Genomic DNA, 13,306 nt, shown 5'->3' with positions numbered 1-13,306 from the left:
ACTTTTCCTCCTTAGTTGAGTGGGTGCTGGCGCAGGAAATCGGCAGCGACTTTCGAAGGGCTTTCGTGATCGACATCGACCCGCGCATTGAGCTGGCGCATGGTTTCGTCATCGAACAGTTCGGCCAGCGGCTTGAGTTGCTCGGCCAGTTGCGGGTGCGCGTCGAGGTAGGCCTGACGCACCACCGGTGCGGCGGTGTAGTCGGGGAAGTAGTGCTTGTCGTCTTCCAGCAGTTTCAGGCCGAAGGCATTGAGGCGACCGTCGGTGGTGTAAACCAGGCCGGCAAACACCTGACCGTTGCGCAGCGCGGTGTAGACCAGGCCCGCGTCCATCTGCCGGATGTTCTTGCGGCTCAGGTTCATGCCGTAGAGATCGACCATGCCGATCAGGCCGTCGGAGCGATTGGCGAACTCGGTATCCAGCGCCACCAGATGATTGGTCTTGGCTTCAGCGCGCAGCACCTCGTTCAACTGACTGATGTTGGTGATCTGCGGATATTCCTCAGCCACTTTTTTCGGCAGCGCGAGGGCGTAGGTGTTGCTGAATTTCGACGGCGTCAGCCAGACCAGGCCTTTTTTCGCGTCGAGTTCTTTTACCTTGGCGTAGGACTGGGCGCTGTCGAGTTTTTCGGTGACATGGTTGTAGGCCACCAGCGACACGCCGGTGTATTCCCAGAGCATGTCCAGCTGCCCGCTTTCGTGGGCGCTGCGGGCGAGGTTGCTGCCCAGGCCACCGGTGATCTGCGCGTCGTAGCCTTTGCTGCGCAGGTATTGCGCGGTGATTTCCGCGAGCAGGGTCTGCTCGGTAAACACTCGGGCGCCGAGGCGGATAACCGGTTTTTCAACGGCTTGGGCGACGCCTGCGAACAGCAGGATGCAGCCCAGAATCAAACTAAATCGTTTCATAGGTATTCCTTCGCAAAAGCCTTAAGACGGGCGCAAACCGCGTTCCAGCCAGATACGGCTGGCGAGGGTGACGACGCCATCAAGCAGCAAGGCCAGCAGTGCGGTGCACGCGGCGCCGAGCAGCAGTTGCGGCTGATTGTTCAGGGCGATGCCAGGGAAGATCAGGCTGCCGAGGCTGTTGGCACCGATCAGGAACGCCAGCGGCGCGGTGCCGACGTTGATCGCCAAAGCCACGCGCACGCCACCGACGATGATCGGCACGGCGTTGGGCAATTCGACTTTCCACAGTACCTGGCGCGGGGTCATGCCGATGCCGACGGCCGCTTCTTTCAGCGAGCCCTGGACGTTTTTCAGGCCTTCGTAGGTGTTGCGCACAATCGGCAACAGGGAGGCGAGGAACAAAGCGAAGATCGCTGGGCCACTGCCAATGCCGAGGACGCCCAAGGCAATCGCGAGCACGGCCAGCGGAGGCACGGTGTTACCGATATTGAAGATCTGCATGAAGCGTTCAGCGCGGCCGACCATGGTCGGGCGACTGAGAAAGATACCGGCGGGGATGCCCACGACCAGGGCGGCCAGCATTGAAGCGAGGACGAGAATCAGATGAGCTTGCAGGTAAAACAACAAATCGTCGCGGTAGTGTTCGATCGTGTTGATGCCGATCCAGTGGACCAGCAGGGCCAGGAGCGCGATCACCACCGCACCTCCAATCAGCCCTTTGCCATAGCGGATAGCCACAGGCGGACTCCTTTTTTTGTAGTCGGCGAGCGCAGTCCCGTGTGGCAAGCCGTACATGGCTGCCGGGAGAGTCGTTCGCGAAAAGTAGCCGTTTTTCAGCGCCGCAAAAGGGGGCTGAAAGCGAGCCATGAGCGCAGCCTCGTCAGGCTAACTTGCTGATTTTTCAGCCCCTGACGAAAATTCGTAACAGGGGATGGACGTCTCCGTGCTTTAAAAGGTTCCCATCTGCGGCAGCATTTGGCCACCCTTAATGTGCTCAACGGTTCGGTTATTGCATCGAGTTGGGCTATAATCGCGGCCCTTTTTTGAATCACCGCCAGGCGATTTCCCATGACCAACCAGGCCGCCGAAGTCGCGAAACGCCGCACTTTCGCCATTATTTCCCACCCCGATGCCGGTAAAACCACGATCACCGAAAAGCTCCTGTTGATGGGCAAGGCGATTGCAGTGGCCGGTACGGTGAAATCCCGTAAATCCGATCGCCATGCGACATCCGACTGGATGGAGATGGAGAAGCAGCGGGGTATTTCCATTACCACGTCGGTCATGCAGTTCCCGTATCGCGAACACATGATCAACCTGCTCGATACCCCGGGCCACGAAGACTTCTCCGAAGATACCTACCGTACCCTGACGGCGGTGGACTCGGCATTGATGGTCCTCGACGGCGGTAAAGGTGTCGAGCCACGGACCATTGCGCTGATGGACGTCTGCCGTCTGCGTGACACGCCGATCGTCAGCTTCATCAACAAACTCGACCGTGATATCCGCGACCCGATCGAACTGCTCGATGAAATCGAAGCCGTTCTTAAGATCAAGGCCGCACCGATCACCTGGCCGATCGGTTGCTACCGCGACTTCAAGGGCGTGTACCACCTGGCCGACGACTACATCATTGTCTACACCGCCGGTCACGGTCACGAACGCACCGAAACCAAGATCATCGAGAAGCTCGACTCCGACGAAGCCCGCGCGCATTTGGGCGACGAGTACGAGCGTTTCATCGAGCAACTGGAACTGGTTCAGGGCGCCTGCCACGAATTCAACCAGCAGGAATTCCTCGACGGTCAGCTGACTCCGGTGTTCTTCGGTACTGCACTGGGCAACTTCGGTGTTGACCACGTTCTCGATGCTGTTGTTGATTGGGCGCCGCGTCCGCTGGCCCGTGTGGCCAACGAGCGTACCGTTGAGCCAGTGGAAGAGAAGTTCTCGGGCTTCATCTTCAAGATCCAGGCGAACATGGACCCGAAACACCGCGACCGCATTGCCTTCATGCGCATTTGCTCCGGCAAGTACGAAAAAGGCATGAAGATGCGCCACGTGCGCACCGGCAAGGACGTGCGCATCGGCGACGCCTTGACGTTCTTCTCCTCCGAGCGCGAGCAGCTTGAAGAAGCCTTTGCCGGCGACATCATTGGTCTGCACAACCACGGTACGATCCAGATCGGCGACACCTTCAGTGAAGGTGAAACCCTCGGGTTTACCGGTATCCCGCACTTTGCGCCGGAGCTGTTCCGTCGTGTGCGTCTGCGTGATCCGCTGAAGTCCAAGCAGTTGCGTCAGGGTCTGCAGCAGTTGGCTGAAGAGGGCGCGACGCAGGTGTTTTTCCCGGAGCGCAGCAACGACATCATTCTGGGCGCCGTCGGTGTGCTGCAGTTCGATGTGGTCGCGAGTCGTTTGAAGGAGGAGTACAAGGTTGAGTGCTCGTATGAGCCGATCACTGTGTATTCCGCGCGCTGGATTGAGTGCAGCGACAAGAAGAAGCTTGAGGAGTTTTCCAACAAGGCTGTGGAGAACCTTGCCGTTGATGGCGGTGGTCACCTGACTTACCTGGCGCCTACGCGGGTTAATCTGGCGTTGATGGAAGAGCGTTGGCCGGATGTGAAATTCCGGGCGACGCGTGAGCATCATTAAGTTCTGAATTGGTTTGTCCGAAGCCCTCTAGGTGTATGCCTAGGGGGCTTTTTTTTGCTTTGGTTTTGGGGGTATATCCGTTTTTGGGTGATGGCGGCTTAGGGTTCCGCCCTTACGGCGGGTCACTTTTTACAAACGCCTAAAAAGTAACCAAAAACGCTTGCTCCTACGTACGGCCCGCTCGCTGGGGCTCGGGGTTCCTTCGCTGCGGGATCGATCCGGGCGCAGCGTCTACGGTTTGCTTCGCTGCACCTCCTTTCGCTGTGTTTGGCTTCGCCAAACGGTCGCTGCGCTCCCATGCCCGGATCAATCCCTCCACTCAGCCTTCCGACGTCGCCCTACAGATCAAGAGCTGCAGCCGAGCTAACGCTCATCCTGTCGAGTGGTGAAGAGCACGGCGTGGTCGGCTTTGGATTTGTGGTGGATTTTCCCCTCACCCCAGCCCTCTCCCAAGGGAGAGGGAGCCGATTTGTGGGCTTTTCAAGATCTGAGTTCGACTCGGTATTTCACGTCGGCGTAGCTCTTGTAATCACTGCGGTCAGTCCCCTCTCCCTCTGGGAGAGGGCTAGGGTGAGGGGCTTTTGATCTTCGGCACGGTTTTAACGCGCGCAATGGCTGTAGGACGACTCGGTTTTTCGTGATCTCGATGCACTTGAACGCGACAACCTGCCAACTGACCGTTAGTGTTCCAGCTCCACGCAAGTCGCTTTGAGAGGTCAATGGAATGACGAGTCGCCTGACTCACTTGCTACGGCTGAACGGCTATTTCGGCGCAATGGCCTGGGTGCTCGCGGCGCTGTTGTTCATCAATCGCTTGAGCAGCATGGTCAAGCTGTTCATGGCGCTCTACCTGCGTCACGAGCTGGGGCTGGCGATCGAGACGGTTGGCTGGCTGTTGTCGGCGTACGGCGCGGGGTTGCTGGTCGGTTCGATGCTCGGTGGCTGGCTCAGTGATCATGTGCGCACGGCGCGGCTGACGGCGGCGCTGTTCTTTATTTCGGTGTGGGTGCTGATGCTGTTGGGGCTGGTCACGCAAGTGCCGTTGCTGGCGGCTTTGCTGTTGCTCAGCGGTACCATCGATGGGGCTATTCGCACGCTGCATCAGCGGCTGATCATGGAATATTGCGAGGTGGCGCAGCGCTCGCGCGCGCAGGCTTTGAGCCGGGTTGCGCGCAACCTTGGGATGGCCGCCGCCGGTGTCGCGGGCGGGGTGTTGGCGCAGACCGATTTTCGCTGGGTGTTTTTCGGCAGCGCGGCGATGACGTTGTTGGCGCTGCTCTGGTTTGTTCGCACCACGTGGCAACGACCGGTGCTGATCAATGACGAAAAGTCCACGGATGACTCAGGTTCCGGGGTGCCGTATCGCGACAAACCGTTCCTCTGGTTGCTGGCGGCGACAGCCGTGCTTGGCATCGCGTTTGATACGGTCTACAGCACACTGGGTAACTATCTGCGTGATTACTATCAGTTGAGCACCGAGGCGATCGGTTGGCAGTTCGGCCTCAATGCGTTGTTGGTGATTGCCCTGCAGATTCCGCTGTCGCATTGGGGCGAGCGCTGGGGTATGCGCCGGCAAATGCTGCTCGGCAGTGTGTTACTGGCTTGCGGGTTGGGCATGCTGCCGTTCGGTTCCGGGCTGTTTTACGTCTGCCTGTCGACGCTGATCTGGACCTTGGGTGAGGCGTTGTTCATGCCGCCGCTGAATGTGCTGGCGATGCAGTTTGCGCAGAGTGGCAAAAGCGGTCAGTACTTTGGCCTGTTCTTTATGAGCTGGAGTGCTAGCGCATTATTGTCGCCGGTGCTCAGCGGTCAGTTGTATGGCAATTTCGGTGGTCACAGTGTCTGGCTGGCCAGCACGGTGTTGGTGCTGATGTCGATTCCCTTGACGTGGCAAGCGACCCGACCGCTTAGCTGATCCCGCGATAGGTATTATTCGAAAGCCGTCTGTCCGCGAAGGGCATTTCTTCGCGCTCGTTAGCGTCCTATCTGGTGAACCCCATGGATCGGAACTAGATTTCACACAGCGCCAGTCAGGCACGAATGTCTCACCTGAAAATGGATGGAGTCGGCTATGAAAAGCAGGTTGCTACGGGTTTTATTGCTGTTGAAAGTGATGCTCATGCTGTCCCTCGGCACCGCGACGGCTTGGGCCGAGTGCGAGGATCACGATTCTCAGGCGCTCAACGGACAGGTCGGGCATAGCGGCATGATGCTGGCCAAGTCTGAGTCCGAGCCGGGCGATCAGGGGCAGGGTGGTGCTGCTGATGACGACGACTCGACCACCGATGAGCCGGACTCTGATGATCCGGACGACGAAGGCGATAGCCAGACATAAATCGCAGGCAAAAGAAAACCCCTACTGCCTCGACTGATGCGCAATCGAGGCGGAAGGGGTTTGGTTAACTCAGGGATAACTCACATCCCCTGTGGGAGCGAGCCTGCTCGCGAAGGCGTCATCTCAGTCAACATTAATGGTGACTGATTCACCGCTTTCGCGAGCAGGCTCGCTCCCACATTGTTTCAGGGCGGTTTTTAGGCCGCGCCGTCGAGGAACTGCTCGGCGTAGTGGCAAGCCACCTGCCGGCTGTCGAGCTGGCGCAACGCCGGCTCTTCCGTGCTGCAACGCTCGGTCGCATACGGGCAGCGCTTGTGGAAAGCGCAGCCCGGTGGCGGGTTCAGCGGGTTGGGCAGTTCACCGACGATCTTGATTTTCGGCTTGTTCGGGTCCGGGTGAATGGTCGGGGTCGCCGACAGCAGCGCCTGGGTGTACGGGTGCAATGGACGCTCGTAGATGTCGTTCTTCGGGCCCATTTCCACCGGGCGCCCGAGGTACATCACCATCACGTCATCGGCCACGTGCTGCACCACTGCGAGGTTGTGCGAGATGAACACGTAGGCGGTGTTGAACTCCTGCTGCAGATCCATGAACAGGTTGAGCACCTGCGCCTGAATCGACACGTCGAGCGCCGAGGTCGGTTCGTCCGCCACCAGCACTTTCGGTTGCAACATCATCGCCCGGGCGAGTGCGATACGCTGGCGCTGACCGCCGGAGAACATGTGCGGATAGCGCTGGTAATGTTCGGGGCGCAAGCCGACCTGCTTCATCATTGCCTGGACTTTCTCGCGACGCTCGGCGGCGGAGAGGTTGGTGTTTATCAGCAGCGGTTCGCCGAGTTGGTCACCGACTTTCTGCCGTGGGTTCAACGACGCGTACGGACTCTGAAACACCATCTGCACGTCTTTGCGCAGTTGCTTGCGCTGGGCCTTGTCGGCGCCGGCGACTTCCTGGCCGGCGATTTTCAAGGAGCCGGACGACGGATCTTCAATCAGCGTCAACGCGCGGGCGAGGGTGGATTTGCCGCAGCCCGACTCGCCTACGACCGCGAGGGTCTTGCCGGCTTCCAGTTCGAACGACACGCCATTGAGTGCGCGCACGGTCGCGTGGCCCTTGAACAGGCCACGGGAGACTTCATAGTGACGGGTCAGGTCGCGGGCGGTAAGTACGACGGCCATTACGCCACCTCCTGGTTCAGCGGGTAGAAGCAGCGGGCGAGGCTGTGGGCTTTCGGATCAAGGCCTGGACGCTGCGCGCGGCAGCTGTCCTGCACGTACGGGCAGCGCGGCGACAGCAGGCAACCCTGCGGACGGTCGTAACGACCCGGGACGATGCCCGGCAGGGTGGCCAGACGTGTAGCGCCGAGGCTGTGCTCGGGGATCGCCTTGAGCAGTGCTTCGCTGTACGGGTGCGCCGGGATGTCGAACAGTTGCGGCACCTGACCGACTTCAACGGCTTGCCCTGCGTACATCACACAGACGCGCTGGGCAGTTTCAGCCACGACCGCGAGGTCGTGAGTGATGAGCACCAGGCCCATGTTCTGTTCTTTCTGCAACGCCAGCAGCAAATCCATGATCTGTGCCTGAATCGTCACGTCGAGGGCAGTGGTCGGTTCGTCGGCGATCAGCAGTTTCGGCTCGCCGGCAATCGCCATGGCGATCGCAACACGCTGGCTCATACCGCCGGACAGTTGGTGCGGGTAGGCGTCCATACGGCTGGCGGCGCCCGGGATTTCAACTTTTTCCAGCAGCTCGATCGCACGTTTGCGCGCTTGCTTGCCGGACATTTTCAGGTGCAGACGCAGTACTTCTTCGATCTGGAAACCGACGGTGTAGCTCGGGTTCAGTGCGGTCATCGGGTCCTGAAAGACCATCGACAGGTCTTTGCCGACGATCTGCCGACGTTGACGGTTGCTCAGCTTGAGCATGTCTTTGCCGTCGAAGCTGAGCGAGTCAGCGGTGACGATGCCGGGATGCTCGATCAGGCCCATCAGCGCCATCATGGTCACGGATTTACCCGAACCCGACTCGCCAACGATGGCCAGCACTTCGCCCTTGTCGACTTTGAGGTCGAGGCCGTCGACCACCGGCGTCGCGGTCTTGTCGCCGAAGCGAACGTTGAGATTCTTGATTTCTAGCAGTGACATGGGAATCTCCTCAGGCGGCGTTCTTGAGTTTCGGGTCGAGCGCATCGCGCAGGCCGTCGCCCATCAAGTTGATTGCCAGCACGCTGAGCAAAATGGTCAAACCAGGCAGACTGACTACCCACCAGGCGCGTTCGATGTAGTCGCGGGCCGAGGCCAGCATGGTGCCCCACTCAGGGGTTGGCGGTTGTACGCCTAGGCCGAGGAAGCCCAGTGCGGCGGCGTCGAGAATTGCCGACGAGAAGCTCAGAGTCGCCTGCACGATCAGCGGCGCCATGCAGTTCGGCAGCACGGTGATGAACATCAAGCGTGGCAGACCGGCACCGGCCAGGCGCGCGGCGGTCACGTAGTCGCGGTTCAGTTCGCCCATCACGGCGGCTCGGGTCAGACGCACGTAGGACGGCAAAGACACCACAGCAATGGCGATCACGGTGTTGATCAGGCCAGGGCCGAGGATGGCGACAATCGCCACAGCCAGCAGCAGCGATGGCAGGGCCAGCATGATGTCCATCAGACGCATGATGGTCGGGCCGATCATCTTCGGGAAGAAACCGGCGAACAGACCGAGCAGGATCCCCGGAATCAGCGACATGACGACCGACGACAAGCCAATCAGCAGCGACAGACGCGAGCCCTGGATCAGACGCGACAGCAGGTCACGACCCAGTTCATCGGTGCCGAGCAGGAATTGCATCTGCCCGCCTTCCAGCCACGCCGGCGGCGTCAGCAGGAAGTCGCGGTATTGCTCGCTCGGGTTGTGCGGGGCGACCCACGGCGCGAAGAGTGCGCAGAAAATCACCAGCGACATGAACAGCAGCCCGGCAACCGCGCCTTTGTTCTTGGAGAAGGCTTGCCAGAATTCTTTGTACGGCGACGGGTACAGCAGGCTTTGATCCGCGTTTGCGGCGGACGTGGCTACTGAGGATGTTGGAGTGCTCATGGTATGGACCTCAGCGCTGATGACGGATGCGTGGGTTGGCAAAGCCGTAGAGGATGTCCACTACGAAGTTGACCAGAATCACCAGGCAGGCGATTAACAGGATGCCGTTTTGCACAACCGGGTAGTCCCGGGCGCCGATGGCTTCGATCAGCCATTTACCGATACCGGGCCAGGAGAAAATGGTTTCGGTCAGGACTGCACCGGCCAGCAGCGTGCCGACTTGCAGGCCGACCACGGTGAGTACCGGAATCAGCGCGTTACGCAGACCGTGGACGAATACCACGCGCGACGGCGACAGGCCTTTGGCCTTGGCGGTGCGGATGTAGTCTTCGCGCAGCACTTCGAGCATCGACGAACGGGTCATCCGCGCGATCACCGCCAGCGGAATGGTGCCGAGTACGATGGCTGGCAGGATCAGGTGATGCAGAGCATCGAGGAACGCGCCCATGTCGTCGGCCAGCAGCGTGTCGATCAGCATGAAACCGGTGCGCGGCTCGATGTCGTAGAGCAGGTCGATCCGCCCGGAGACCGGCGTCCAGCCCAGGCTCACCGAGAAGAACATGATCAGGATCAGGCCCCACCAGAAGATCGGCATCGAATACCCCGCGAGGGAGATGCCCATCACCCCGTGGTCGAACAATGATCCTCGCTTGAGTGCCGCGATCACCCCGGCCAAGAGGCCCAGAATGCCGGCGAACAGCAGGGCGGCCATGGACAGTTCCAGGGTCGCCGGGAAGAGGGAGGTGAACTCGGTCCATACGCTCTCACGGGTACGCAGGGATTCGCCGAGATCGCCTTGAGCCAGTTTGCCGATGTAGTCCAGATACTGGGCATACAGCGGCTTGTTCAGACCTAGGCGTTCCATTGCCTGAGCGTGCATTTCGGGGTCGACCCGACGTTCGCCCATCATCACTTCCACGGGGTCGCCCGGAATCATGCGAATCAACGCGAAAGTCAGCAAGGTGATGCCGAAAAACGTGGGGATCAACAACCCCAGTCGGCGGGCAATAAAACTAAACATCGTGTGTGGTACCTCATCAGCCGGTTAGGCGTGCCCGGCGTCCCTGGGGTCAGGGACGCCGGGAGTTTCTTATCTACTTCACCTGGGTGGTGGCGAAGTTATTAGTGGTGAGAGGGCTGATGTGATAGCCCTCTACGTTGTTACGCATTGCGGTAAACATCCGGGTGTGGGCCATGCTGATCCACGGTTGATCCTGATTAAACAGGACCTGAGCCTGCTCATAGAGTTTCGCGCGTTCGGCCGGATCTACTTTAGCCCGTGCTTCGTCGAGCAGTGCCTGGAATTTCTCGTTGCACCAGCGTGCGTAGTTTTCGCCGTTCTTGGCAGCTTCGCAACTGAGCATAGGCGTCAGGAAGTTATCCGGGTCGCCGTTGTCGCCCGCCCATCCGGCCGAGACCATGTCGTGCTCGCCGGCCTTGGCGCGTTTGAGCATTTCGCCCCATTCCATCACGCGGATGTCGATCTTGATCCCGACTTTCGCCAGGTCAGCCTGCATCATTTGCGCGCCGAGCATCGGGTTGGGGTTGGTCGGGCCGCCGCCGTTGCGGGTAAACAGGGTAAACACGGTGCCGTCCGGAACCCCGGCTTCCTTGAGCAGGGCGCGAGCCTTGTCGAGGTCACGTGGAGGGTTCTTCAGGTCGTGGTTGTAGCCCAGCAGCGTGTCCGGGTACGGGTTGACCGCAACGGTCGCATTGCCCGGGCCAAACAGCGCGTTGACGTAAGCCGCTTTGTCGAAGGCGATATCGATCGCCTTACGCACGCGCACGTCGCTCATGTATTTGTGCTGAGTGTTCATGGCGATGTACGAGACGGTCATCGCGTTCAGCTCTTCGACCTTGAGCTTGTCGTCTTTCTTGATGCTCGGGATGTCGTCCGGTTTCGGATACAGCGCGATCTGGCACTCGTTGGCCTTGAGCTTCTGCAGGCGCACGTTGTTGTCGGTGGCGATCGCCAGAATCAACGCGTCGGCTGGTGGCTTGCCACGGAAATATTCCGGGTTGGCCTTGAAGCGTACCTGGGCGTCTTTGGCATAGCGCTGGAAGATGAACGGGCCGGTGCCGACTGGCTTGTTGTTCAGGTCGCCGGTCTTGTTGGCCTTGAGCAACTGATCAGCGTATTCGGCGGAGTAGATGGCGGTGAACGGCATCGCGACGTCGGCCAGGAATGGCGCTTCGCGGCGGGTCAGGGTGAACTTGACCGTGTGGTCGTCGATTTTTTCGACGCTTTTGAGCAGTTCTTTGAAGCCCATGCTTTCAAAGTACGGGAAGCCCACGCTCGACAGCTTGTGCCACGGGTGATTCGGGTCCAGCTGACGCTGGAAGCTCCAGACCACGTCGTCGGCGTTCATGTCGCGGGTCGGCTTGAAGTATTCGGTGGTGTGAAACTTGACACCTTGGCGCAGGTGGAACGTGTAGGTCAGGCCGTCTTCACTGATTTCCCAGGTGTCTGCCAGGGCCGGAACGATTTCCGTGGTGCCGGGCTTGAAGTCCACCAGGCGGTTGAAGATGGTTTCGGCCACAGCGTCCGCCGTGACTGCAGTTGTGTACTGGACCATATCGAAGCCTTCCGGACTGGCTTCGGTGCAGACCACCAAGGGTTTGGCCGAGACGCCGATGGCGGCGCTCAACAACGCAGCCGCGATGGCCGCACGTAGGGGAAGCATTTTCATCGATAACCCTCTGCAATCGGTTGAAGACAAAAACCGAACGGCCGACTCATCATGAGTCAGCCGTCGGCTGGCGTTTTTTACAGGATGTTGAATGGAATCGTGGTCACGAGACGGAACTCGTTGATGCTGCCGTCAGCCTGGTTTTCGCTGGCGCGGTGAGCGGTGTAGGTGCCGCGAATCGTGGTGGCTTTGAGTGGCCCGCTCTGTACGGCATAGGTTGCACCGATGCCGTATTCATAGTGGTGCTCGCCGTCCATCGATTGCACACCGTCGTAGCCGCCACCCTTGTAGTGAGTGCCGTCGATGCCCCAGCCGCGCGCCTGGTAGATGTTGAACTTCAGGCCCGGTACACCGTATTCGGCCATGTTGATGCCGTAGGAAACCTGGAAGGACTTCTCGTTCGGGCCGTTGAAGTCCGAGAGCAGGGAGTTGGCCAGGTAGATACCGTTGGTTTCGTGCAGGTAGTCGAAGTACTCGTTACCGTTCACTTCCTGATACGAGAAGGTCAGGGTGTGCGCCAGATGAGTCAGGCCGAACGACAGCGAGTAGGTGTCGTTGTCGATGTCGCCCAGCAGCTTTTTGCCTTCGTCGACAGTCTTGTAGTAGTTCAGGCCGGTGGTCAGGCTCAGTACGGAGCTGTCACCCAGTACGTGGGTAGCGCCGAAGTAGTACTGGTTCCACAGGTCTTCAGCCTGAGTGCCCCACAGGCTGGTGGTCAGACTGGCGAACGGCTGGTACGAGATACCGGCGGTGTTCACGTGGTCGGCTTCAGCGTCGATGCTGCCGTATTCGGAGCGGAACTTGCTGAGGCTTTCTTCGGTACGTGGCGAAACGCGGTCGAAGGTGGCCAGGTCGAAGGACAGGTTGTTCAGTTCTTCGCTGTGGATCGCGATACCTTCGAAGCTCGATGGCAGCGGACGGTTGCCGATCACGTCGACCTGCGGGCTGCTGAAGTTCATGCGGCCGGCGGTCAGGGTGGTATTGGAGATACGTGCCTTGATGTTCGCCAGGCCCAGTTTGCTCCACTGACCGACGGCATCGCCGCCTTCACGGGTCAGCGTACGGTTGTTGCCCGCGCCTGGACGGGTGCCCGGTGCACCGCCGTTGTTGGAGGCGAGGTTTTCGCGGTCACGCTCAAGAGCGATGGCGTTGTAGGCCGCCACTTCGGTGCTGAAACCGACAGTACCTTCGGTGAAACCCGAGTTGTACTTGATGATCGTACCTTGCACCCAGTTGATGCGGCGGTCGGTTTCGGTCGATTGGCCGTTCTTGCGATAGGCGAACTTGCCGCCGCGCTTGAGTTGCTCGTTGGCGTACCAGTTGCGGGTCGAACCGCTGATCGATTGACCTTCGAGGAAACCGGTGGCTTCGGCCTGGGCGCTCTTCTCGTTGACGGTCACTGGAGTGAACGCCTGACTTTGGGTTTCTGCGTACGCCGTGGCGGTGACGCTGCTGATGGCCAAGGCCAGTATCGCGGTGCTGCTCAGTTTCATGGGTGAAGCTCCTTTACTTTCTTTTTATGCCGGCTTTTTTTGGTATGCCGGTTATTGGTTTAGAACTCATTCACACATCGCAAACGTTTGCAAAAGGCCGGATTGGCGAATTTCGGCAAAGCGCTTGCGTGAGGGGCTAGACAGCGCC

11 protein-coding genes are annotated in these 13,306 nt (G+C 59.7%); 3 read left to right on the top strand and 8 right to left on the bottom strand.

The genetic code is table 11. The annotated features are described in order from the left end of the window. Nucleotides 1-11: 11 nt before the first annotated feature. Both ACOYXE_RS18365 and ACOYXE_RS18360 read right to left on the bottom strand, forming a co-directional pair. Nucleotides 12-905, bottom strand: a complete 894-nt coding sequence (locus ACOYXE_RS18365; protein WP_160055821.1) for a glycine betaine ABC transporter substrate-binding protein — start codon at nucleotides 903-905, stop codon at nucleotides 12-14. A 21-nt stretch (nucleotides 906-926) separates the two neighbouring features. After that, the gene (locus ACOYXE_RS18360) at nucleotides 927-1,643 is read right to left on the bottom strand and encodes an ABC transporter permease (protein WP_160055823.1); all 717 of its coding nucleotides are present in this window, start codon (nucleotides 1,641-1,643) and stop codon (nucleotides 927-929) included. Between the two features lie 330 nt (nucleotides 1,644-1,973). Between ACOYXE_RS18360 and ACOYXE_RS18355 the strand changes: the two genes are divergently transcribed. The 3 genes from ACOYXE_RS18355 (at nucleotide 1,974) to ACOYXE_RS18345 (ending at nucleotide 5,892) form a co-directional block, all read left to right on the top strand. Then, a complete protein-coding gene (locus ACOYXE_RS18355) occupies nucleotides 1,974-3,557 on the top strand; it encodes a peptide chain release factor 3 (protein ID WP_007915312.1) in 1,584 nt (527 codons plus the stop codon). Nucleotides 3,558-4,281: 724 nt separating this feature from the next. Further along, complete coding sequence (locus tag ACOYXE_RS18350) at nucleotides 4,282-5,472, top strand: MFS transporter (protein WP_460926384.1); 1,191 nt, start codon at nucleotides 4,282-4,284, stop codon at nucleotides 5,470-5,472. 156 nt (nucleotides 5,473-5,628) lie between these two features. Next, nucleotides 5,629-5,892, top strand: a complete 264-nt coding sequence (locus tag ACOYXE_RS18345; RefSeq protein ID WP_460926383.1) for a hypothetical protein — start codon at nucleotides 5,629-5,631, stop codon at nucleotides 5,890-5,892. A gap of 197 nt (nucleotides 5,893-6,089) precedes the next feature. Here the strand turns inward: ACOYXE_RS18345 and ACOYXE_RS18340 are convergent, their stop codons facing one another. From ACOYXE_RS18340 to ACOYXE_RS18315, 6 genes are all read right to left on the bottom strand, one after another. Then, nucleotides 6,090-7,070, bottom strand: a complete 981-nt coding sequence (locus tag ACOYXE_RS18340) for a peptide ABC transporter ATP-binding protein (RefSeq protein WP_160055827.1) — start codon at nucleotides 7,068-7,070, stop codon at nucleotides 6,090-6,092. Then, nucleotides 7,070-8,038 (bottom strand): ABC transporter ATP-binding protein, encoded by a 969-nt coding sequence (locus tag ACOYXE_RS18335; protein ID WP_160055829.1) that lies wholly within the window; start codon nucleotides 8,036-8,038, stop codon nucleotides 7,070-7,072. The genes ACOYXE_RS18340 and ACOYXE_RS18335 overlap by 1 nt, the downstream gene beginning before the upstream one ends. A gap of 10 nt (nucleotides 8,039-8,048) precedes the next feature. After that, on the bottom strand, nucleotides 8,049-8,975 hold the full coding sequence (locus ACOYXE_RS18330; protein ID WP_160055831.1) for an ABC transporter permease subunit: 927 nt from the start codon (nucleotides 8,973-8,975) through the stop codon (nucleotides 8,049-8,051). Nucleotides 8,976-8,985: 10 nt separating this feature from the next. Continuing rightward, nucleotides 8,986-9,996, bottom strand: coding sequence for an ABC transporter permease subunit (locus tag ACOYXE_RS18325; RefSeq protein ID WP_042557626.1), 1,011 nt, complete (start codon nucleotides 9,994-9,996; stop codon nucleotides 8,986-8,988). 73 nt (nucleotides 9,997-10,069) lie between these two features. Further along, nucleotides 10,070-11,665 carry an ABC transporter substrate-binding protein gene (locus ACOYXE_RS18320; protein ID WP_160055833.1) on the bottom strand — a complete coding sequence of 532 codons (1,596 nt, stop codon included), beginning with the start codon at nucleotides 11,663-11,665 and terminating at the stop codon, nucleotides 10,070-10,072. Between the two features lie 77 nt (nucleotides 11,666-11,742). After that, nucleotides 11,743-13,158 (bottom strand): OprD family porin, encoded by a 1,416-nt coding sequence (locus ACOYXE_RS18315; RefSeq protein ID WP_460926382.1) that lies wholly within the window; start codon nucleotides 13,156-13,158, stop codon nucleotides 11,743-11,745. Nucleotides 13,159-13,306 lie beyond the last annotated feature (148 nt).

The sequence above is a fragment of the Pseudomonas sp. MC6 genome (assembly GCF_054790575.1).
This window is presented reverse-complemented; position numbering and strand designations above follow the sequence as displayed.